The organism is Faecalicatena contorta, assembly GCF_001404335.1.
GTDB lineage: Bacteria > Bacillota > Clostridia > Lachnospirales > Lachnospiraceae > Faecalicatena > Faecalicatena contortus_B.
Window position 1 is genome coordinate 81593 of record NZ_CYZU01000012.1, and the last position, 23169, is coordinate 104761.

Annotated in this window: 19 protein-coding genes; all 19 read left to right on the top strand. The window is 39.7% G+C overall.

What is annotated here, in order from left to right:
* Positions 1-21: 21 nt before the first annotated feature.
* The 19 genes from ARB69_RS08305 to ARB69_RS08390 all read left to right on the top strand — a co-directional run bounded on the left by ARB69_RS08305 (position 22) and on the right by ARB69_RS08390 (position 23161).
* Positions 22-2532 (top strand): hypothetical protein, encoded by a 2511-nt coding sequence (locus ARB69_RS08305; RefSeq protein WP_055152544.1) that lies wholly within the window; start codon positions 22-24, stop codon positions 2530-2532.
* Positions 2533-2796: 264 nt separating this feature from the next.
* Positions 2797-2940 (top strand): hypothetical protein, encoded by a 144-nt coding sequence (locus ARB69_RS26655; RefSeq protein ID WP_153919697.1) that lies wholly within the window; start codon positions 2797-2799, stop codon positions 2938-2940.
* A gap of 132 nt (positions 2941-3072) precedes the next feature.
* Positions 3073-4260: a MerR family transcriptional regulator gene (locus tag ARB69_RS08315; RefSeq protein ID WP_025654496.1), complete on the top strand. Its 1188-nt coding sequence runs from the start codon at positions 3073-3075 to the stop codon at positions 4258-4260.
* 162 nt (positions 4261-4422) lie between these two features.
* A complete protein-coding gene (gene rfbA / locus ARB69_RS08320) occupies positions 4423-5319 on the top strand; it encodes a glucose-1-phosphate thymidylyltransferase RfbA (protein WP_055152546.1) in 897 nt (298 codons plus the stop codon).
* A gap of 43 nt (positions 5320-5362) precedes the next feature.
* On the top strand, positions 5363-6391 hold the full coding sequence (rfbB, locus tag ARB69_RS08325) for a dTDP-glucose 4,6-dehydratase (RefSeq protein WP_055152548.1): 1029 nt from the start codon (positions 5363-5365) through the stop codon (positions 6389-6391).
* 29 nt (positions 6392-6420) lie between these two features.
* Complete coding sequence (gene rfbD, locus ARB69_RS08330) at positions 6421-7308, top strand: dTDP-4-dehydrorhamnose reductase (protein WP_050641973.1); 888 nt, start codon at positions 6421-6423, stop codon at positions 7306-7308.
* A gap of 102 nt (positions 7309-7410) precedes the next feature.
* Positions 7411-8019, top strand: a complete 609-nt coding sequence (rfbC, locus tag ARB69_RS08335) for a dTDP-4-dehydrorhamnose 3,5-epimerase (protein ID WP_055152549.1) — start codon at positions 7411-7413, stop codon at positions 8017-8019.
* Between the two features lie 979 nt (positions 8020-8998).
* On the top strand, positions 8999-10159 hold the full coding sequence (gene cps2T, locus ARB69_RS08340) for a beta 1-4 rhamnosyltransferase Cps2T (protein ID WP_087148808.1): 1161 nt from the start codon (positions 8999-9001) through the stop codon (positions 10157-10159).
* 71 nt (positions 10160-10230) lie between these two features.
* A complete protein-coding gene (locus ARB69_RS08345; RefSeq protein ID WP_055152583.1) occupies positions 10231-11550 on the top strand; it encodes a nucleotide sugar dehydrogenase in 1320 nt (439 codons plus the stop codon).
* 15 nt (positions 11551-11565) lie between these two features.
* The gene (locus ARB69_RS08350; protein WP_055152553.1) at positions 11566-12753 is read left to right on the top strand and encodes a hypothetical protein; all 1188 of its coding nucleotides are present in this window, start codon (positions 11566-11568) and stop codon (positions 12751-12753) included.
* A gap of 116 nt (positions 12754-12869) precedes the next feature.
* A complete protein-coding gene (locus ARB69_RS08355) occupies positions 12870-14138 on the top strand; it encodes an O-antigen ligase family protein (RefSeq protein WP_055152555.1) in 1269 nt (422 codons plus the stop codon).
* A gap of 43 nt (positions 14139-14181) precedes the next feature.
* The gene (locus ARB69_RS08360; protein ID WP_055152557.1) at positions 14182-15261 is read left to right on the top strand and encodes a TDP-N-acetylfucosamine:lipid II N-acetylfucosaminyltransferase; all 1080 of its coding nucleotides are present in this window, start codon (positions 14182-14184) and stop codon (positions 15259-15261) included.
* 16 nt (positions 15262-15277) lie between these two features.
* Positions 15278-16723: a lipopolysaccharide biosynthesis protein gene (locus tag ARB69_RS08365; RefSeq protein WP_055152559.1), complete on the top strand. Its 1446-nt coding sequence runs from the start codon at positions 15278-15280 to the stop codon at positions 16721-16723.
* A gap of 79 nt (positions 16724-16802) precedes the next feature.
* Complete coding sequence (locus ARB69_RS08370; protein ID WP_055152561.1) at positions 16803-17903, top strand: DegT/DnrJ/EryC1/StrS family aminotransferase; 1101 nt, start codon at positions 16803-16805, stop codon at positions 17901-17903.
* Between the two features lie 153 nt (positions 17904-18056).
* Positions 18057-18980, top strand: a complete 924-nt coding sequence (locus ARB69_RS08375) for an XRE family transcriptional regulator (RefSeq protein ID WP_055152563.1) — start codon at positions 18057-18059, stop codon at positions 18978-18980.
* Between the two features lie 152 nt (positions 18981-19132).
* The gene (gene tnpA / locus ARB69_RS25930; protein ID WP_083487052.1) at positions 19133-19528 is read left to right on the top strand and encodes an IS66 family insertion sequence element accessory protein TnpA; all 396 of its coding nucleotides are present in this window, start codon (positions 19133-19135) and stop codon (positions 19526-19528) included.
* A complete protein-coding gene (gene tnpB, locus ARB69_RS08380; RefSeq protein ID WP_055152565.1) occupies positions 19518-19877 on the top strand; it encodes an IS66 family insertion sequence element accessory protein TnpB in 360 nt (119 codons plus the stop codon). Before tnpA ends, tnpB begins: the two co-directional genes overlap by 11 nt.
* 289 nt (positions 19878-20166) lie before the next feature.
* Positions 20167-21789: an IS66 family transposase gene (gene tnpC, locus ARB69_RS08385; protein ID WP_055152567.1), complete on the top strand. Its 1623-nt coding sequence runs from the start codon at positions 20167-20169 to the stop codon at positions 21787-21789.
* Positions 21790-21898: 109 nt separating this feature from the next.
* Entirely contained in the window at positions 21899-23161 is a 1263-nt protein-coding gene (locus tag ARB69_RS08390; RefSeq protein ID WP_242857564.1) for a hypothetical protein, read from the top strand.
* The last annotated feature ends 8 nt before the right edge of the window (positions 23162-23169 follow it).

The window sequence follows — 23169 nt, forward strand, 5'->3', positions numbered from 1 at the left end:
TTATTGAGGAGGTAAACTGATATGAAAAACAGAGAATATAAGACACTCGTAGCAATCGCACTGGCTATGTCCATGGCAGCCGGCACACTGGCCGTGCCTGTCGCCTGTTATGCAAAGGAGAACACGGCCAAGACGGAGGAATCCGCTGTCAAAGATACCAAGACATCCGAATCCCGTGTCAGGCCTGTAAAGGACGAAACTGTATATGCCAAAATAGACGGCAGCGGCTCCGTTACAGCCGTCACGGTGTCTGACCAGCTGAAAAATGTGAAGGACGCGTCAGAAATTAAAGATGTTTCCACGCTGGAAAATATAGAGAATGTCAAGGGCGATGAACCATTTACCCAGAAAAGCAGCAGCATCACCTGGGATGGAGACAGCAAGGACATCTGCTATCAGGGGACGACAACCCGGGCTCTGCCAGTGGGTGTTACAATCACATACACGCTGGACGGCAAATCCATCAGCGCCGGCGAGCTGCAGGGAAAAAACGGTCATCTGCTGATACGTTACCAGTACCAGAACACATCGGGAAAAAACGGCAGTGAGTATACGCCGTTTCTGATGGTAACCGGACTGATTCTGGATGCTGATAAGTTCACGAATATTAAGATCACGAACGGTAAACTTGTCTCCGACGGTGACAGAGACATGGCTCTCGGCATGGGGCTTCCCCAGGTAAAGGAAAACCTAGGTGTGACTGATTTAGATATACCGGATTATTTTGAGCTGGAGGCCGACGTAACAGACTATGATGCCGTGGAGGGTATTACAATCGCAACTAACGATGTATTTAACAGTCTGGAGACGGATAAACTGGATGATCTGAACGACCTGAAAAGTTCCATGAATAAACTGCAGGATTCTGCCAATCAGCTGGTGGACGGTTCGGGAGAGCTGAAAAGCGGGCTGGATACACTGCTCTCCTCCTCCGGCACACTGACGGACGGAATCGGACAGCTGGTTTCGGGCAGCAGCGCCTTAAAGGAGGGAACCGAAACACTGGCCACAGGCAGCAATGAACTCAGGGATGGAAGCGCTGCCCTGACTGAAGGAGCCTCCCAGCTGCTGGACGGAACCGGCGCATTAAACACAGGCGCCGGAGAACTCCATGCAGGATTGAATCTGGTTTCCGGCAAGGTGACCGATGAGCTTCTCCCCGGAGTTCAGGCACTGGATGCAGGCGTCCAGGAGATGCAGAAGTCTCTTGGTGCCCAGCTTCCTGCATTGTGCCAGGGAATCGCTGTCCTGAATGACGGAATCGCCCAAACCGCCGCCGGTGCCGCGGCTCTGGATGCAGGAATCCAGCAGTTAAGCGACGGAGCCGCGGCTCTGGACGCAGGTACCCAGCAGGCAGCTGCGGGGGCTGCGAATCTGAATAGCGGTATACAAGAGACTGCCGCGGGTACCGGTGAGCTGTCCGCTGCCGCGTGGCAGCTCGCCAATGCCCTGTCAGCAGGCCCAGAGAGTCAGGCTGCAGGCGATACTACCAGCAGCTGGGATGAAGTGACACAGCTTCAGGAACTGGAAACCACCCTCCAGGGCTGTGAGGATCTGCCGGAAGGCACACTGGAAGCCCTCGAGGGCGTGATTGGCAGCCTCCAGGCAGACCAGAACGAACGGGACAGCCTCGCCAATACTGCTCCTGCATCGGATAACAGCGCACTTTCCCTTCTGGCCCAGGAGGTTGCTGCAGGAGCCACGGCAATAGACACTGCTTTCCACGGAGATGGTACAAATCCCGGTATTGCAGGCGGGGCAGCATTCTTAAGTGCAGCGCTGAATGATGGGGATCCCTCCAACGGAGTGCCCAGTATCACCTATGCGGCATCTGCTCTAAATAATGCATTGAATACCGGCGATTCCAGCACTGGCACCGCCAGTATCCGGGCCGGTTCTGCCGCGCTGAATGCAGCCCTCAACACCGGCGATGCTTCAACCCAGACCCCAAGCATAAAAGACGGAATCGGCTCCCTTAATGAAGGAGTTAACGGTGAGAACGGACTCAGTACACAGGTAAATCAGGGAGTTTCCCAACTCAAGGCCGGCACATCACAGGTTCTTGGCGGGATCGACGGGAATGCAGGTCTTGCAGCCGGATTGAAGCAGTTATCCGAAGGCGCGTCTCAGGTAAACACCGGTGCAGGAACCTTACACGAGAAGATGGGGGAGGCCAGCAATGGCGCTTCCAGCCTTATGGAAGGCGCTTCCCGGATCGCTTCCGGTGCAGGTGACCTCAATACCGGAGCAGGCACGCTTGCGGCAGGTATCCAGACACTGCAGACCGGTTCCGGCGCGTTGATCGACGGCGTAAAACAACTTGATGACGGCGCAAAAACACTGAATGACGGCATGATTCAATTCAATGATGAAGGCATCAAAAAACTGGTCAGCGCATTTGACGGAGACCTCGACGGACTGCTTGATAAGCTGAACACGATGATAGATTCCTCCAAAAAATATACGAATTTCTCCGGAATTTCAGACGGAATGGATGGTGAAGTGAAATTCATCTTTGTTTCTAATAAATAATGTACTAGAGCGTGTCTGATTCCTCGGCAGCAGCAAAACACTGTCTTCGTTCCGGCGGTTACATGACTTTTATTTCTCATGTGCGCCGGAACTGCAGCGGTATTTTGCTGCTGTCTGATTTTTAAAATAATTTCTTGATATCTCCTCCCGGATGCAGAACTTTATGATCTCGCCGTAAAATCCTGGTACAGTGAAATTATTGGAGTATTTGTGCCTTAGCCTGCATATAATAAGATGTATAGAAATATCATAAGGAGGGGCTATATGATCTATTTTATAATAGGCGTGTTTTTGTTTTGTCTTATCACCTTTGTTTTGTTTTGCATCCTGCACTGCAGCACTCTTTATGACCGACTGACAGATGACGAGCAGCAGGAAAAATTTCTGCGCCTTTACATGGACAAGTAATTATTTGCAGCAGCCCGGGCCTGCGTTATTATTACAACTATTCATTGCCTCTTCTTTGTTTTCCCTTTATAATATTTTATAATATCTTATTCTGCAGCTTACTGCCGGACAAGTTTCGAAAGGATGAAAGCAATGAAAAAGCCAGGTTACTATTCTTCCGGTGAGTTTGCGCGCATGGCTCATGTCACTCTGCGCACAATCCGTTATTACGATAAACAGGATATATTAAAACCCTCTCTTGTCACAGAGTCGGGAGCACGTTTTTATACGGATGCCGATTTTGCGCGGCTTCAGCAGATTCTCTTGCTGAAGTACCTGGGTTTCTCTCTGGATGACATCCGTCAGATGACCATAAATGATTCCGATTACCACTTTATGCTGAACTCACTGCATATTCAGCTAAAGCTCGTTCAGGATCGGATCGAGCAAATGCAGCTCGTTGAAAAAGCAATCCAGGATACCGCGGAAGTGATTCAGAAGGAGCATAACATTGACTGGAGCCAGATGCTGAATCTCATCCATCTGACCGGCATGGAAAGCAGTTTGAAAAATCAGTATCAGAATGCTTCTAACATTTCTGCAAGAATCAATCTCCACAGCCTATATTCCCAGAATCCACAGGGCTGGTTTCCATGGATCTGTGAACAGTGCCGGATTGAGCCGGGAATGGAAATCCTTGAAATTGGATGCGGAGACGGGACACTTTGGAAAGAAAACCTTTCAAAACTCCCGGCACATGTTCATATCACACTGTCCGATATCTCTGAAGGAATGCTCCGGGATGCCCGCCGGGCTGTTGGAGCAAAGGACTCCCGTTTTTCTTTTGAGGCCTTTGACTGCCACCGGCTTCCCTTCGAAGAGCACAGCCTGGATCTGGTTATTGCCAACCATGTGCTCTTCTACTGCGAGGATATCCCACAGGTATGCAGCGAAGTACGGCGTGTTCTGAAACCGGACGGCCGCTTTTTGTGCAGCGCCTACAGTTCCCGCCATATGGCGGAAGTCAGCCGGCTTGTACATGAATTTGACGAGAGAATCATGCTTTCGGCAGACAAGTTATATGAAAAATTTGGCCTTGAAAATGGCGCCGGTATCCTAAAGGAATATTTTGCGGAAACGGACTGGAGACTCTACGAAGACTCCCTGCTGATCCCGGAACCGGAGCCGCTGATCTCCTATATTCTTTCCTGCCACGGCAACCAGTATCAGTATATTTCAGAACATTATACGGAATTCCGCGCATTTGTAAAAAAGAAAACAGCAGGTGGGTTTCATATTACAAAGGAGGCCGGATTATTTATCTGCACTCCCAAAAAGTAATGCTTCATCCATGCCCAACTGAGTTTTTTTCCATAAAATTCTTAAGAATTTATGAAAAGGCTTGAAGGTGACCTTAGGTCACCTTTTATAATATACACACAGCTTGAATCAGAACAACTAATCTTTGATACCAGTAGTCCATACAGATAAAGGAGATTTCTTATGAAAGGAATTATTTTAGCAGGAGGTTCGGGGACGCGCCTCTATCCTCTGACAATGGTAACCTCCAAACAGTTACTGCCGATCTATGATAAACCCATGATTTATTATCCGATGTCCGTGCTCATGAATGCCGGCATCCGCGATATTTTAATTATTTCCACGCCACAGGATACTCCCAGGTTCAAGGAGCTTTTAGGCGACGGACACCAGTTCGGAGTGGAGCTTAGTTACGCAGTGCAGCCAAGCCCGGACGGTCTGGCTCAGGCGTTTATCATCGGCGAAGAGTTTATCGGAAATGATACCGTTGCCATGGTACTCGGCGATAACATTTTTGCCGGCCACGGGCTGAAAAAAAGGCTGAAAGCTGCAGTCGAAAACGCAGAATCAGGCAGAGGTGCCACCATTTTCGGCTATTATGTGGATGATCCGGAGCGTTTTGGAATCGTTGAATTTAATAACGAAGGAAAGGCCATTTCTATAGAGGAAAAACCTGCAGCACCCAAAAGCAACTACTGTGTTACCGGCCTGTATTTTTATGACAACAAGGTTGTAGAATACGCAAAAAGCCTGACGCCAGGGATCCGCGGAGAGCTGGAGATCACAGACCTGAACTGTATCTATCTTGAAAATAACAGCTTGAATGTGGAACTGCTCGGTCAGGGCTTCACCTGGCTGGATACCGGAACTCACGAGAGCCTCGTGGAAGCCACTAATTTTGTTAAAACGGTGGAATCTCACCAGCACCGCAAGATTGCATGCCTGGAGGAAATCGCCTATATGAACGGATGGATCACCAAAGATGACATTCTGGAGGTCTATGAGATATTCAGGAAAAACCAGTACGGCCAATATCTAAAGGACGTTCTGGACGGAAAATTTCTGGATGTCCTACATTAATAACAGTTGAAAACAAAGAATATACTATAAGGAGACTATCACCATGACAATAATCGTAACCGGCGGCGCCGGATTCATCGGAAGCAACTTTATATTCCATATGTTAGACAACTACCCGGACTACCGCATTATCTGCCTGGACTGTCTGACTTATGCAGGCAATCTCTCTACTCTCGCACCTGTAATGGATAACCCGAATTTTCGTTTTGTAAAAGAAAGCATCACAGACCGCGCTGCAGTGGAGAAATTATTCGAAGAGGAACACCCTGACATGGTCGTGAATTTTGCTGCTGAAAGCCACGTGGACCGTTCTATTGAGAACCCGGAGGTGTTCTTGGATACAAACATCAAAGGAACTGCCGTACTGATGGATGCCTGCCGCAAATACGGCATCACCCGTTACCATCAGGTATCAACCGACGAGGTATACGGCGATCTGCCTCTGGACAGACCGGATCTCTTCTTCACCGAGGAGACGCCAATCCACACGAGTTCCCCCTACAGCTCCTCCAAGGCCGGAGCAGACCTGCTTGTAATGGCCTACTACCGTACCTATGGGCTTCCGGTCACCATCAGCCGCTGCTCTAATAACTACGGGCCATATCATTTTCCGGAAAAACTGATTCCGCTTATGATTGCAAATGCGCTAAACGACAAGCCGCTCCCGGTCTACGGCAAGGGAGAAAATGTCCGCGACTGGCTCTATGTGGAAGACCACTGCAAGGCAATCGATCTGATTATCCACAAAGGACGCGTAGGGGAAGTCTACAATATCGGCGGGCACAACGAGATGAAAAACATTGATATTGTTAAGATCATCTGTAAAGAACTCGGCAAACCAGAGAGCCTGATCACTTATGTCGAAGACCGCAAGGGCCACGACATGCGCTATGCGATTGATCCAACCAAAATCCATAGTGAGCTTGGCTGGCTTCCGGAAACTAAGTTTGCGGACGGCATCAAAAAGACCATCCAGTGGTATCTGGATCACAAAGACTGGTGGGAAAACATTATTTCCGGCGATTACCAGAACTATTATGAACAAATGTATGGGAACCGCCAGGAATTATAATTCGTTTTTTAATGAAATGGAGTGACTATATGAAGGTTTTAGTAACAGGTGTTAAAGGACAGCTCGGTTATGACTGTGTCAATGAACTGAGGAAACGGGGCCATGAAGCTGTGGGTGTTGACATTGAGGAAATGGATATCACCGATGCAGCTTCCGTAGACAGCGTGATTAGAGAAACCAATCCGGATGCGGTGATACACTGTGCTGCCTGGACTGCGGTAGATGCCGCTGAGGAGGAAGACAACAAAGAAAAAGTACGTCTGGTTAATGCAGTCGGAACACAGAACATCGCAGATGTCTGCAGGGATCTGGACTGCAAAATGCTCTACCTCTCCACAGACTATGTATTTGACGGCCAGGGCACCAAACCGTGGCAGCCGGACTGCACAGATTATAAACCGCTGAGCGTATACGGTGAGACTAAGCTGGCCGGAGAATTGGCTGTTTCCCGGACACTGGACAAATATTTTATTGTCCGTATCGCCTGGGTATTTGGCAAAAACGGAAAAAACTTTATAAAAACCATGTTGAATCTGGGCAAGACACATGATACCATTAAGGTTGTCAGCGACCAGATCGGAACTCCGACTTACACGTTTGACCTTGCAGTATTGTTAGCAGATATGATTGAAACAGAAAAATACGGCTACTATCATGCAACAAACGAGGGCGGATACATCAGCTGGTATGAGTTCACCAAGGAAATCTTCCGCCAGGCTTTTGAGATGGGGCGGACGGAATACTCTCCCGAGCGGCTGAACGTCATCCCGGTTACCACGGAGGAATACGGCATATCAAAGGCTGAACGCCCGTTCAACAGCCGGCTGGACAAAAGCAAGCTGACAGAAAACGGTTTTACACTTCTCCCCACATGGCAGGATGCCGTGCGGAGATATTTACAGGAAATTGAATTTTAGAAAAGAAGTTCTGAGATCTAAGCAGATAAACTTAGTAATACAAGGGCTGAAAGCATGTTTTTGGCCCTTCAACAAAGACTGAAACAATATCAGGAGGTAAAGATGGGACAGATTAAAGTAGAAAAAAATGTTGGCGGCATCCATGGGCTCTGTATCATCGAACCTGCCGTCCACGGCGATTCCAGGGGATATTTTATGGAAACTTACAACCAGAAGGATATGGAGGACGCAGGTCTGTCCATGCATTTTGTGCAGGATAACCAGTCCAGTTCAAGCAAAGGCGTACTGCGCGGGCTCCATTACCAGAAGGAATATCCCCAGGGAAAACTGGTAAGGGTCATCAAGGGGCATGTATTTGATGTTGCCGTTGACCTGCGTAGCGAATCCGAAACTTATGGCAAATGGTTTGGTGTTGAGCTGACCGAAGAAAATAAAAAGCAGTTTTATATACCGGAAGGCTTTGCACACGGATTTTTGGTACTCTCTGATGTTGCAGAGTTCTGTTATAAATGTACGGATTTCTATCACCCCGGCGATGAAGGCGGGCTTGCATGGAATGACCCAGAGATCGGCATCTGCTGGCCTCAGGTGGCCGGTGAGTATAGGGGCAGCGCTTCCGCTGACGGGTATCGGCTGGACGACGGGACCGGGCTTATATTGAGTGAGAAAGATCAGATGTGGGATGGGTTTCGGGGGACTTTTAAGTTTTAGGGGACTCTGAAACCTATAGATCTTTATTTACCATCCATATTTATTGGTTTGGATATTAGATAAACAGTAAGTACATAATTGCAGAAAGTAAAATCAGCCGCAAAGTTGCGGCTATTTTCTTGTCTTTTTTTATTTATTAAGTCTTATTGATATGGGATTTTCAATGGCAAGATAGTATTGTTCTGCTGGCAAATATATGGATACGGTATAGTATTTTCAAACTACACACTCGGTTCTTTATAGTCTGAATATGTCTTCTTGCTTTCTTATTACATTCACTGAAGTAAATATGTAATCTTAAACAGTTTTAAAAGTATTATGAAATTCTTATATTAAATTTTTTATAATCTAGGTGGATTTTTCGTTTTCATCTCATGTTATGTATCGATTTCCGATCTTAATACAGCATCCGCAATTAAATCATGCCCTGCTAGGATGCTTTTCAAAATAATTTCTACCGTTATTGGAATATTGAAAATGCCTTCCTCAAGTCTAAACTAAACATATCTCTTATCATTTTCCCAATATTTGTGTTCATACTAAGTATGTTGTTCAGGATCGTTTCTCCAAGGTATTTGGCCGCTTGTGCTTATTCTTTCTCAAGTACTAGGATATAAGTAAAAGCGTAAGATTTCCACACAGATAGTTTCAAGCAATCTTAGCGCTCTACTCTTCCATTCTCTTTTCTTCCCACTGCTCTTCTATTGTCTGCCATAATCAACGGTTATGACAGGCAATATGATTTCTGATATTGAATCCCTTTTATTATTTTCTTCTAATTTTCTAAGCGGAAGAAATTAACGGAGTCTCCTGCTCTTTTGATTAGTCAAATGTCATATATCATAATTATCGGCACATTCTCTTGGATAATTGTCTAAGTGTAAATTGGAGTTAATTGACAGGATTGGGAATGTACTAATAATAACAATTATTTTGAGTTAAGGTGAAAATAGATATTTAAATGAGAGGAGTCCTTGTAATGCAACATGTGTTTATCGTTGGTTCAAAAGGGATACCCGGTACTTATGGAGGATATGAAACTTTCGTAGATAAACTGACAGAGTATCATCAACAAAATAGCAAGCTTAAATATCATGTTGCTTGCAAAGGAGATGTAAATAGTGAGTTTAATTATCATAATGCCAGATGTTTTAAGATAAATGTTCCTAACATAGGAGCTGCACAGGCTATTTACTATGATATCACAGCTTTAAATCGCTGTTGTAATTATATAAAAAGGAATCATATTGAGAGGCCTATTATATATATTTTAGCTTGCCGAATTGGTCCAGTTGCTTCTTATTTTCAAAAGAGAATTCATAAATTAGGTGGTCTTGTATATGTGAATCCGGATGGGCACGAATGGAAACGTGCAAAATGGAGTGCTCTAGTAAGAAAATATTGGAAAATTTCAGAAAAGTTGATGGTGAAGTATTCTGATTTGCTAATATGTGATAGTAAAAATATTGAAAAATATATTTTAATGGATTATTCCAACTATCATCCTAAAACAACTTTTATAGCTTATGGTTCTGAAACAAAACCATCTTCGTTGGAAGATGATAATAAAGAGTATGTTGCTTGGTTGAAAGAAAAAGGATTAACCCCAAGAGGTTACTATTTGGCAGTGGGGCGTTTTGTCCCTGAAAATAATTTCGAGACAATGATTAGGGAGTTCATGAGATCAAAGACTAATCGGGATTTTGCTATTATTACTACTGCAAATAATAGGTTTTTAGAAGAACTAGAAAAAAAATTGCATTTTAGGTCTGATGAAAGGATTAAATTCGTAGGTACTGTTTATAAAGAAGAATTATTAAAAAAGATCCGAGAAAATGCTTACGGATATTTACACGGTCATGAAGTCGGGGGCACAAATCCTAGTTTATTAGAGGCCTTGGGTAGCACCGATTTAAATTTACTGCTGGATGTAGGCTTTAACCGAGAAGTTGGTGAAGATGCTGCACTCTATTGGTGCAAAGAAGAAGGGAATCTGGCTAAGTTAATCGATAAAAGTGATGTTATTGATGCTAATCATATAAAGGCTTTAGGATTAAGAGCAAAAGCTAGAATCAAGAATTCTTATAGTTGGAAGTATATCATAGATGAGTATGAGAAAATATTTATTAAGACTCCATAATAAATAAGCTTAAAAATCTAACTAAGTTAGTAATTACAGATAAAAAAATGAGTGTTAAAATGGGGGGTATTATGTCTCTATATAAAAAAATTGTTAATGGCCAAGAAAAGATTTCTATAGTTGGCTTAGGGTATGTGGGAATGCCTATTGCAATTGCATTTGCTAAAAAGACTAAGGTTATAGGTTTTGATTTGAATTCTTCAAAAATTGAAATGTATAAAAAAGGTATTGATCCAACTTACGAAGTGGGTGATGAAGCAATTAAATCAACTAGAGTAGAGTTTACAGATGAGCCATCTAAACTTCGTGAAGCAAAATTTCATATTGTTGCGGTTCCAACGCCTATTAACCAAGACAAAACGCCTAATCTTGCACCAGTTGAAAGCGCATCTCAAATACTTGGGCAGAATTTAACTAAAGGCTCTATCATTGTATTTGAGTCTACTGTTTATCCAGGTGTTACAGAAGATGTTTGCGTACCTATTCTTGAAAAAGAGTCGAGCTTAAAATGCGGATTGGATTTTAAGATAGGTTATAGTCCAGAGCGAATTAATCCTGGTGATAAAGTTCATACTTTATCAAATATTTGTAAGATTGTTTCAGGAATGGATCAGGAATCCCTACAGGAAATAAAAAAAATTTATGATCTTGTCATCCAGGCAGGTACATATCCTGTATCATCAATAAAAACAGCAGAGGCCATAAAGGTTGTGGAGAATAGTCAACGTGATATTAATATAGCATTTATGAATGAGTTAGCTATGGTATTTGATCGGATGGGTATTGATACAAATGAAGTAGTGGATGGTATGAATACTAAATGGAATGCTCTTGGATTTAGGCCAGGTTTAGTAGGAGGGCATTGTATTGGTATTGATCCATATTATTTTACTTATGAAGCTGAGAAACTAGGGTATCATAGTCAAATTGTACTTGCAGGTCGTAAAGTAAATGATGGTATGGGAGAGTTCGTTGCTGATGCAGCAATTAAGCAGCTAATTCTAGCAGGAAAAGTAGTCAAGGATTCAAAAGTTGTAATCTTGGGTCTTACCTTTAAAGATAATTGTCCGGATATTCGAAACAGTAAAGTTGAAGATATTATCATTCGCTTAAAAGAGTTTGAAATAAATCCAATTATCACAGATCCTTGGGCAAATGAAAAGGATGCAGCTAACGAATATTCTGTCACACTTTCCAAAATAGAAGATGTAACAAACGCTGACTGCGTAATTATAGCTGTTGCCCATAATGAATTCAAAGAACTAGGAATTGAGGGGGTTGACAAGCTCTTTAAAGCTTCTGCAAATCAAGAAAAGATTTTGATTGATGTCAAAGGAATTTTGTCAAGAGAAGAAGTCTCGGCCTTGGGCTATAGATACTGGAGATTGTAATAATTAGGTGGTGTAATGAGTAAAAAAGAAAAAGGATTAATATTTATACCATATCAAGACACAGATAATTTTTTTTCCGATGGTATCCTAACACGAGAATTTGCAATACTTTATCTGCTGTGGAAACATGGAGTTAAAGAAGTGATTAATGTTAAAAAGCCGCGTACTTTTTTAGATAGAAAACATTATCAAATAAAGAAAGAATTTTATCCTACAGGAACAGTCGAAAGAATGGTCTTTAATATTCTACAACAGAGTAAGACTGTTCAATATTTGCCATTTATAAGTATTGACCAAGTTATTAAAAGAAGAGTCTGGTGGAATAATGGATATAAAAAAATATGTCCTGAATTAAGGCAAATAATTGATAAGAAGAGAGAGTATCTTGTGTATTCAGATAATCCTTTTGCTGTAGAATTATTAATATTTTTAAAATCCTGTGGTTGCAAAATTTACTTTGATGTTATGGATAATTTTGTTATCCACCCATCATTAAATGATAAAGAACATAAATCCGCATTTGAATGTTATAAAAAAATATTTACTTTTGCAGATTGTATTTCTGCTAATTCACAGCAGACTTGTGACTTTATGAAAAGTTCTACAGATAAAGTAGTAAATCTTGTAAAAAATGGAGTATTTGCTGAAAACGAGTGTGAAAATCTAATAGGGCTAGAAGAGATTAAATTACTTAAGAAAAAGAAATCTGAGTTTAATAAATGTGTAGGCTATATAGGAAAATTAGGATTACGATTAGATGCTGATTTAATTGATTATGTTAGTTGTAGATGCAAAGATACGCTATTTGTATTTGTCGGTGGATATTTAAAAGGGCAAATAAATGAAAAACTATTAAAAATATTTAATTCACGTAGTAATGTTCTACATATTAATGCTGTACCGTCAGCTTATGTATACACTTTATGTAATGAATTTGATATATTGTCAATTCCTCATTCAATTGGGGTAAATGAGAATGGTGGCGATCCTCTCAAATTATATCAATATATGACTAGAAAAAAAGCTATAATATCAACGCCAATTCTTGGTGTAGATGAATTTAAAGATTATATTTATATATCGAGTAAGAAAGAAGAATGGGTCGAATTGTTAAATGATAATAGTATGAAAATTTGTGAAGCCCCAATCAATTCTTTTACTTGGGAAACAAGGCTTCAACCTATATTTGAAGTTATTGATTAATAAAAAATCTTAAAGACAATTCGGAACTTGGAGCGAGATATACATAGTCTGATAAATTGCTAAGATCATAGGGCGAAATAATTAAGTGTCTGCTAATGAAATTTGGGAGGATCAATGTGAATTTAAAAAATGACACTCTTTTAAAGGGATATATATTAATCGTTTTATATTCTAGTGTATTGCGACTTATCTTAGGTAGATGGGCAACGATTATTGCTGATATATTCACCATAATATTGCTTTTACATATTGCCTTTAATAAAGGCACTTTCAAGTTTAGAATTGAGAAAAAAGTAAAAAAATTAATGATTTGCGTGTTTATAGTTCAACTAATTGCGATATTTGAAATTTTTAATTCTAATATCCAGAACACATTGTATGCCATAATTGAATATAGAAAATCATATTTTCAGATGTTAGCTCTAATTGTATCGTATTGTATTTATAAACAAAGTACATTAACATTGAACTACATTCTTAAGTTTATTGGTTTATCAAGTCTTCCAATTGTTATCTATGGTATTAAACAGTATTTTTTTTGGGGACCAATTGATACACGCTTTGTAGATATGGTAGATTCAGGAGCTGATACATTACGTTATGGTGGTCACATGCGTTCTGTATCTATTTTTTCTGGACCTTTTCATTATGGCACGTTTTGTGTCCTTATATTTGCCGTGATGCTGTATTTATGGCAGATAGAACACAAAAAAATATATCTTTTCTATATCGCATTTTGCGCATATGGATGTTATTGCAGTATTACAAGAACAAATTTAGTATGTCTGATAGCTGCTGCAATAGTTTGGTATTTAATGTACCTAAAAAGTGATAATTCTCTAAATTCAACCTTTAAAAAAGTACTTTCTTTATTTTTAATTTTATTACTTGCATTAGTGCTATTTTTGGGGTTATTTGATTTTACATTTAAAAATAATACCTTAGGTTCTTTACTTAATAGTATTAGCCATATGGGGCAAGATAACAGATTCAATGGTCGTAAATTAACATGGGCAACAGCACTTAAATATATTGTCCAAAATCCCATTGTTGGTTACGGAGTCGGTGCGGCTGGAGATACGATGGCTTCACATAATGTTGCAAGTATATCGATTAATGCAACACATAGTATGTTTTACAAATTAGCAATGGAAGTAGGTATTATTGGTACGTTTATATATGCAATGGTTTTTGCCTTGAGCAGTTTTAGAATTTATCATTCATATAATTATAAAAAGAGAACCTTGTTTTATGTTCTCAGCTCCTGTATTTTATTGAATGGATTTGTTGGTTCAACAATTAGTATGTTTCCGATTATGCCTTTATATTGGATATTTACAGGAATACTTTTAACACAATCTGAGGTTAGTGTTAAAAAGATATAATTGTTAATAGATTTGTAAAATTAAGAAAGGTTAGGAAAACGTGGTGGGCGATAAAAATAGGTCAAGTTATGAGATATTACATATTGTTAATTCCGACAAATTTACATCTGCGTATATTAACTATATGAAAATGATTATGACAGAATGGAGGCATACCTTTATCTTTCTTGACAATGGTTTAGAGATTTCACTAGTTAATAGCTCCAATATATTACGAATTAGTAGCTACAAGAAGCTGCTAACGGACATGGGGGTTCGAAAGATTCTTAACCAAAGCGATAAAATAATCGTTTCAGGTGTGTTTGGTGCAGAAAATTATTTGCTTCTTCTAACCGGAAAAATACTTAAAAAAACATATTTTCATTTTTGGGGAGGGGATTTTTATCAATTTGAAGATTGTAAGTCTTTCAAAAAGAAACTACATAAGCTAATATTGAAAGAATGTGTAAAAAAGTGTAAAGGAACAATTTTCCTTATAGATGGTGAATACCAAAAATTTAACAAGATACTAAAAATAGAGAAAGAACATATGATTGCTCCTGTACCCAATGATCCATTTAACATAATTGACTATTCAAAATATTGGAAACTTTCAAATAAAAGCAGTAAACGTATTATTATTGGGAATTCAGCAACAGAATCAAATATGCATTTAGAAGCCTTTAAGTTATTAAGTAAGTATAGAGAGAATGAGATAGAGATCTGGTGTCCATTGTCTTATGGTGATGAGGCTTACCGCAAATTAATAATAGATAAGGGGAGAGAAACTTTTGGAGACGCTTTTCATCCTATATTAGACTTTATGGACAAAGAAGATTATGTGTCTTTTTTGACAACTTGTAGCGTTGCGATTTTCAATAATAATCGACAACAAGCAATGGGAAATATAAACGCTCTACTATATCTAGGTAAAAAAGTGTTTTTAAGGCAAGATACTAGTATGTGGACAAGTTACTTAAATAAAGGATATAGCATTTACCCAATAGAAATTATAGAAAGTATAGATGCCGATTCTTTTTTCAATATTGATACGGAAGTTATATTAAGAAATCATGAAATAGCATCGAGATATCTGCTAAGTAAACATAGAAGTAACGCATGGTATTCAATATTGTCTGCATAGAGGGAAATATAAGGTTATGCAAAAAAACAATAAAGTTTTTTCAAACTTGATCTGGCGATTTGCAGAACGGTGTGGCGCACAGGGCGTTAAGTTTGTTGTAGAAATTATTTTAGCTAGAATTTTGCTCCCAGAAGATTACGGTGCTATTGCGTTAGTAACCGTTTTTATTACTATTCTGAATGTTTTTGTAGACAGTGGATTAGGAAATGCTTTAATTCAAAAGAAAAATGCAGATGACTTGGATTTTTCAAGCGTATTTTATTTTAATATATTATGGTGCATAATCCTGTACATCATGTTATTCGTATTGGCACCTTATATTGCTAATTTTTACTTAAAACCAGAATTAAATCCAGTTATACGTATACTTGGTGTTACTATAATTATCTCTGGTGTAAAAAATGTACAGCAAGCTTATGTTTCATGTACAATGCAATTTAAGCGTTTTTTTTTCTCAACCTTAAGCGGAACAGTAGGAGCGGCTATCATTGGAATTGTTCTGGCTTATTGCGGTGCAGGTGTTTGGGCCTTAGTGGCACAACAAATTTTTAATACTATGATTGATACAATTGTACTATGGTTTACGGTTTCTTGGAGACCAAAGAAATTGTTTTCTTTGAAAAGACTAAAGACATTATTTTCCTATGGTTGGAAATTACTTGCTTCTGCACTAATCAATACTTTATACACAAATATTTGGCAGCTTATAATCGGAAAAGTATATTCAGCATCAGATTTAGCATTTTACAACAAAGGGGATCAATTTCCAAGATTGATTGTTGGAAATATCAATTCTTCTATAGATAGCGTTTTGTTACCTGCATTATCACAGGAACAGGATAGTATTACACGTGTAAAACAGATGACACGACAATCTATAAAGATTAGCGTTTACATTATGGCACCTTTGATGATGGGATTGGCGTCAGTAGCACCAGGACTCGTTAGCCTTGTACTGACAGATAAATGGCTACCATGCATTCCATTTATTCGCATCTTCTGTATCACATATATGTTTTACCCTATTCACACAGCTAATCTAAATGCAATAAAAGCTTTAGGGCGTAGTGATTTATTTTTAAAATTAGAGATCGCAAAAAAGGTGGTAGGTTTATTATTGTTACTATTAACTATGCGTCATGGGGTAATCGTTATGGCATATAGTTTACTATTTAGCAGTGTTAGCAGTCAAATTATAAACTCTTGGCCTAACAGAAAACTTTTAAATTATAGTTATCTAGAACAGTTGAAAGATATTATACCAAGTATTATTTTAGCATTATTTATGGGACTTTGTATCAATATAATAGGTAGAACAGGTATGAGCCAAATGTTGGCATTAGGTCTTCAGTTTATTATGGGAATAATAATTTACATTTTGGGCTCAAAGTTTTTGCATATTGATTCTTTCGCATATCTAATGAATATAGTGAAAACTATTTGGAAAAATCATAGACAATAATATTTTGTACATTGGATTTTTCACAATAAAATGAAAGGAACGTATGATTCCTAGAGTTTAATTATCATACATAAAGATTATGAAAAACACAATTTTAGTAACACGTTCATCTATGCCTGATATGGACGAATATATTGAAGAGATTAGAGATATTTGGGATACCCATTGGCTGACTAATATGGGAAGCAAGCACCAAGCGCTTCAGAGGCAGTTAGCTGAATATTTAGGAGTTGAGTATATAGATCTTTTTACAAATGGGCATATGGCTCTGGAGCTGTCTATGCAAGCAATGGGCTTGAAAGGTGAAGTTATAACAACGCCCTTTACTTTTGCCTCTACGACCCATGCAATTGTTCGTAATGGACTGGAACCTGTGTTTTGTGACGTGAATCCAGAGAACTTTACGATAGATACTTCCAAAATCGAAGCATTGATCACAGATAAGACCTGCGCCATCGTACCGGTACATGTATATGGGAATATATGCGATGTTGAGGAGATTGAACGAATTGCCAAGAAGTACGGGTTAAAAGTAATATATGATGCAGCACACGCATTTGGGGAAAAGTATAAAAAACAAGGAATAGGTGTATTTGGAGATATCTCTTGCTTTAGTTTTCATGCTACTAAAGTATTTAATACGATAGAAGGTGGTGCAGCCTGCTTCCATGATTCAGAGATGGGGTTAAATTTATATAGATTAAAAAATTTTGGTATACGAAGTACAGAAGTTATAGACGGAATAGGTGCAAACGCAAAAATGAATGAATTTTGTGCTGCTATGGGGATATGTAATTTGAAGCATATTAATACTGAAATTGAGAAAAGGAAGAAAGTAGTAGAACGTTATCGGAAGCGTCTAGAGAATGTGGAAGGTGTGCAATTAAATCCAAGCCAGGAAAATGTTGAATCAAATTATGCGTATTTCCCAGTGATATTTGATGAAAAAATATTCGGTTCAAGCCGCAATGAAGTGTCTGACAAACTGGAAAAACAAGGTGTATTTGCAAGAAAATATTTTTATCCGATCACCAATTCTTTTGATTGTTTTCATGGTAAATATGATATAAATAACACTCCGGTTGCATTACATATTAGCAAAAGAGTATTAACTTTACCATTATATGCAGACTTAAGCGTTGAGGATGTGGATAAAATCTGCGATGTGATTTTAGGTTAAAATCTAAAGACATGATAATAATTTATGAATAATTAAGAATGCCAACTACAATTATTTCCACTGCAAGGAAAGCGGTAAAAAACTGTTCTGTTGAATCTGAATTGTTTTAAGCGCATGTTTCGGAAGTAATAATATAAATTATGAGGAAGTAAAATGGATCCTAATTTGACAGGAAAAACTATAGCAGAGTTGAGAAAAAGAGCCCAATTAACCCAATCACAATTATCAGAGAAATTAGGAGTCAGTGATAAGGCAGTATCTAAATGGGAACGTGGATTGTCGTGTCCTGATATATCTTTATTGAATAAGTTGTCAATTATTCTTGATACAGATATAGAGAGCATCTTATACGGATATGAAGTCAAAAATGTTTGGAAAGGTATCTTAGTTCTTGATGATAGTATTGAATCTGATATCATTATTTATGATAAACCATTATTAAACTATCTGCTATCACAATTTTTATTAGTAGGAATAAAAGATATTATAATAGTTGGAAGGCCTGGATTTATTTCTATCCCGGGAATTGAGATAGAGGTGTTTAACGATTTACAAAAAGTAAACCAACGGTTTAGTAAAAATATGTTTGTTATATATGGGAATTACTTTTTATATGGTCCAAATCTTACTAAGCATTTCAAAAGGGCAATGTCAAGAAAAGATGATTTAACAGTAATTGCTGCAATGTCTGGAAAAGGCGATTATGGCTTATTGGTAAATAGTGATAAAAAGGCAATTATAGCGGATGTAAAAAACAGTAATAAATATTTTGCTCTGCCGTATTTTTTCATTCATGGTAATTGCCTCATAGATTGGAGATCTAGTGTAAAAGAATTATTAAAAAATAAACGGTTAAATGCTGAAACTATGGTTAGAGGAATGGCCAGTTTTCATATAAATAATTACGATAAGGCTTTACAAATGGGAGCGTTTGTAAAGATTATGCAGGAAATTACCGGAGAACGTGTAGGATGTGTTGAAGAATTAGCCATTCGCAGAGGGCTTACTGGTTACAAGGAAGCTATAAAAACATGTGATAGCGACACTCGTCAGTATTTAAGGGATCTTTTTGAATAAAGATCTCTTTTTATATGTAAACCAATGAGCGGTGTTCTTATATATATATTTATTTATAATGTATACGGTAAATCACTAGTACCGTGCTAGTTTTATCTATCTATGAGATAATAACTCCAGAAAACTACAAGTTTTTTAAAGGAGTTGTTCCTATGGATAAGATCACACATCAGGTCCGTGCAGAGCACTGGACCAAAATCATGAATGAATGCATGGACAGCGGGATGTCTAAAGCTGCTTGGTGCAGAGCTAATGGGGTCTCAGAAAAGCAGTTCTTCTATTGGCAGAGGATCCTGCGAAGGGAAGCTTTCGAGAACTCCCGGAATTCATCATTGCCAGCTACTGTCAGACCGAATCAGGAGCTGGTGCCAGCAACTCAGAGGACAGTCTCTTTTACCGAGATCAAGCTTCCATCATCTTCTCAGAGCACAGCTCCGGTTTTCCATCCGGATCTCGTAATCCGAAAAGGAGATATTGTCCTGGAGATATCGAATTCCGTTTCGGACGCGCTCCTTTCACGGATTGGAGGAATTCTGGATGCTGAATAATGCAACCGAATTCCAAAAGATTTATATCGCTGCCGGATACACGGATTTACGCCGCGGGATCGATGGGCTGGCATCCATTGTTAAATTCAACTTTCAGCTGGATCCATATGTAAAGGACATTCTTTTTCTCTTCTGCGGCAGACGCAGTGACCGTATTAAGGGGCTTGTATGGGAAGGTGACGGATTTCTTCTCCTTTACAAAAGGCTGGAGCTTGGCGGTTTCAGCTGGCCCCGTACAAAAGAAGAGGCATTGGAGATCTCACCGGAACAATATCATGCATTGATGCAGGGGCTGGAAATTGTCTCCAGACATCCGATTCAGGAAGTACATCCCCAGGATCTCCTGTAAGGCATTGTGCAAAACGGAGAAAATCAAAAATCTTTTCACCTTCACCGCCTTGCGGGGAGTGAAAGTTATCCACAACTGGGCCTTATTGCATTCATTCAATTATGGAGTACTTACCAGCGGCAAGCTGCCGTGTGGATAAGTACCCTAAAAAACTGAAAAAACTAATAGTTTTTTCGGCTTTTCAGAGTGTTTATCCTATGGTGAGAATGACGAAGGATCTTTTTGCATGGTTCGCTTTTTGTTTTGTTTTGCGGTACAATAGTTCCAGCAAAACAAAGGAGCACCGGACATGTCAAAGATCTATACACCAGAAGAACTGAATAGCTTCAGCAGGGAAACACTCATGGCAGTGATCCTGTCCATGCAGGATCAATTGAGCCAGCTGAACGCAAATATGGAGCGACTGATCGAGCAGATCGCTGATGCAAACAATAAACGCTATGGGCGTTCTTCTGAAAAGCTGGATGTCATCGCAGGCCAGTTAGAACTGGAACTCATCTTTAACGAAGCAGAAGCCCTGACAGAAACTCTTTATGTCGTTGAGCCTGCCGAAGAGGATGTGATCCAGGTCAGCCGCCGAAAAAGGAAAGGGAAACGTGAGGAAGATTTAAAGGATCTTCCAGTTGAAGTGATCCCACATAGTCTTTCGGACGAAAAACTACAGGAACTCTTTGGGGTGGACGGCTGGAAGCAGCTTCCGGATGAAGTCTACAAAAGAGTCCGTGTCCAGCCAGCCGTGTATACAGTTGAAGAACATCATGTAGCCGTCTATGCCGGCAGGGACAATCAGACGATCGTTAAGGCAGACCGTCCGAAAGATCTGCTCCGAAACAGCCTCCTTACCCCCTCTCTGGCAGCAAGTATCATGAATGCCAAGTATGTAAACGGGCTTCCTTTGTATCGGATCAGCCAGGAATTCCTGCGGAATGACATCCATATTTCCAAGCAGGTGATGGCGAACTGGATGATCCAGTGTGCAGACCGGTATCTGGGTATCCTTTATGATTACTTCCATAAAGAGTTATATCGTTTCCATGTGGTGCAGGCGGACGAGACCCCAGTTATGGTATCGAAAGACGGACGCCCCGCAAACAGCAGGAGCTATATGTGGGTCTACCGCACCGGTAAGATTTACACAGACACGCCGATCATCCTGTATGAATATCAGCGCACCCGAAAAGCAGACCATCCAAGAGAATTTCTGAAGGGCTTCTCAGGGGTGGTTGTCTGCGACGGCTATTCCGCTTACAGGAAGCTGGATCGAGAAAATCCGGATATCATTTTTGCCGGCTGCTGGACACATGCAAGACGGTATTTCTCGGATGCTTTAAAAGCCCTTCCGAAAGGGGCACAAAAAACCGCAAAAGATACTGTTGCATATGAAGCACTAAAGCGGATTGGAACCATTTATCATCTGGACAATCAATTATCCGATCTGGAACCGGATGATCGGAAGAAGCAGCGGCAGATCACAGTCAAACCTCTGGTGGCTGCTTTCTTTACGTGGACAAAGGAAGTTCAATCCTCAGGCCGTCTTTCCAAAGGGAAAACACTGGAAGGGATCAATTACTGTATCAATCAGGAAGAGGCCTTGAAAGTGTTCCTGAATGATGGTGAAGTCCCTCTTGACAACAACGTAACAGAAGGAGCGCTCCGCAGCTTCTGCCTGCATAAACATGCGTGGAAGCTGATCGACAGTATCGATGGCGCGAAGTCCAGCGCGATCATCTACAGCATAACGGAAACAGCAAAGGCGAATAACTTGAATCCGTTCCGTTATCTGGCCCATGTCCTGACAGTTTTGAAAGACCATCAAGATGACACGGAATACAGCTTTATAGAAGAACTACTTCCTTGGTCAGATCAGTTACCTGAGACCTGCCGGAGCAAGTCTAAAACGACCAATGTGTAGACCTGGCCGCCGGAAACGGCGGTCAAAAAATGAGCCAGTACTCATGGTTTACCGTATACTTTATAATCAATAAGAAAGCGATTATTTAATGGCAAGGAGACTGAAGTGTATGAACGAACTGAAAGGGAAAAAATTACTTATATTAGCTGGAGCAGGTACCCACAATAAAGTAGTTAAGGCTGCTAGGGAAATGGGCATCTATACAATAGTTACTGATTACTTAGTAGATTCCCCAGCAAAACAAATTGCTGATGAAGCATGGATGCTTAATATAACAGATGTAGAAAATATTGTTAAACGTTGTAAAGCAGAACATGTTGATGGAGTTATAAACTTTTGTATTGATCCCGCTCAAAAACCTTATCAACAGATATGCGAAAAACTTAATATACCGTGTATTGGAACGAAAGAAAGCTTTGAAATATTGACAGATAAAAGAAAATTTAAAGATTATTGTGCTGGGCATGGCGTTGAGACAATTCCTGAATATACTACTCTAGATATCATTAATGAAAATGTTGAATATCCTATTTTTATTAAACCAACAAATAGCAGGGGATCACGTGGCCAGTCTATCTGCTTCAACAAAAGTGAGGCGCTGGATGGTATAAAGGTTGCAAAAAAGGAATCCAGTAATGGCGGGTATATTTGTGAAAAATATATGGGGGGAAAGCAAGATATTGGTTCAGCGTTCTTTGTGGTTAATGGAGAGCCTTATTTGGTCAAATTTGGTGATAGACACCTCGGAAGAATAGAGGATAATCTTGACAAGACAGTCATCTGTACACAACTTCCATCAACTTATTCAGAGATGTTTGAAAAAAAAGTAATCCATAACGTTAAGAATATGATTCGCTCGCTTGGAATTAAATTTGGACCGGTATTTTTGCAAGGTTTTATAGATGGTGACACGATTTATTATTATGATCCAGCGCAACGAATGCCAGGTGGAGATTATGACTTGATTTTAAAGGAAGCCACAGGTTTTGATACTGTAAAATCATGTATACATTTTTCTTTAACAGGAGATACAAAAACCGTTTTTGGTAATCCGCAAAACTCATATAGACTAAATGATGGTATTGCCTTGTTATTTACCATTACTGTTAGACCTGGAAGGATAGCAAAAGTAGAGGGTTTTGAACAAATACTAAATCATCAGAATGTTATTTATGGCAGACAAATAATTCCCGAGGGTTCTATGATCCCTAATAGTGGTGATATAAAACAAAGAGTCGCCGCCATTGGTGCATATATTACCGATAAAAGTTTGATCAACAATTTAGTAAAAGACATCTACGAAATATATCATGTTTATGATGAATATGGTGAGGATATGGTCATATCAAAATATGAATTTAAAGTAAACTAAATTCACAA

Excerpts from the sequence above, each read along its gene's own strand:
- ARB69_RS08305 (WP_055152544.1), top strand. The coding sequence starts at position 22 with ATGAAAAACAGAGAATATAAGACACTCGTAGCAATCGCACTGGCTATG.
- ARB69_RS26655 (WP_153919697.1), top strand. The coding sequence starts at position 2,797 with ATGATCTATTTTATAATAGGCGTGTTTTTGTTTTGTCTTATCACCTTT.
- ARB69_RS08315 (WP_025654496.1), top strand. The coding sequence starts at position 3,073 with ATGAAAAAGCCAGGTTACTATTCTTCCGGTGAGTTTGCGCGCATGGCT.
- rfbA (WP_055152546.1), top strand. The coding sequence starts at position 4,423 with ATGAAAGGAATTATTTTAGCAGGAGGTTCGGGGACGCGCCTCTATCCT.
- rfbB (WP_055152548.1), top strand. The coding sequence starts at position 5,363 with ATGACAATAATCGTAACCGGCGGCGCCGGATTCATCGGAAGCAACTTT.
- rfbD (WP_050641973.1), top strand. The coding sequence starts at position 6,421 with ATGAAGGTTTTAGTAACAGGTGTTAAAGGACAGCTCGGTTATGACTGT.
- rfbC (WP_055152549.1), top strand. The coding sequence starts at position 7,411 with ATGGGACAGATTAAAGTAGAAAAAAATGTTGGCGGCATCCATGGGCTC.
- cps2T (WP_087148808.1), top strand. The coding sequence starts at position 8,999 with ATGCAACATGTGTTTATCGTTGGTTCAAAAGGGATACCCGGTACTTAT.
- ARB69_RS08345 (WP_055152583.1), top strand. The coding sequence starts at position 10,231 with ATGTCTCTATATAAAAAAATTGTTAATGGCCAAGAAAAGATTTCTATA.
- ARB69_RS08350 (WP_055152553.1), top strand. The coding sequence starts at position 11,566 with ATGAGTAAAAAAGAAAAAGGATTAATATTTATACCATATCAAGACACA.
- ARB69_RS08365 (WP_055152559.1), top strand. The coding sequence starts at position 15,278 with ATGCAAAAAAACAATAAAGTTTTTTCAAACTTGATCTGGCGATTTGCA.
- ARB69_RS08370 (WP_055152561.1), top strand. The coding sequence starts at position 16,803 with ATGAAAAACACAATTTTAGTAACACGTTCATCTATGCCTGATATGGAC.
- ARB69_RS08375 (WP_055152563.1), top strand. The coding sequence starts at position 18,057 with ATGGATCCTAATTTGACAGGAAAAACTATAGCAGAGTTGAGAAAAAGA.
- tnpA (WP_083487052.1), top strand. The coding sequence starts at position 19,133 with ATGGATAAGATCACACATCAGGTCCGTGCAGAGCACTGGACCAAAATC.
- tnpB (WP_055152565.1), top strand. The coding sequence starts at position 19,518 with ATGCTGAATAATGCAACCGAATTCCAAAAGATTTATATCGCTGCCGGA.
- tnpC (WP_055152567.1), top strand. The coding sequence starts at position 20,167 with ATGTCAAAGATCTATACACCAGAAGAACTGAATAGCTTCAGCAGGGAA.
- ARB69_RS08390 (WP_242857564.1), top strand. The coding sequence starts at position 21,899 with ATGAACGAACTGAAAGGGAAAAAATTACTTATATTAGCTGGAGCAGGT.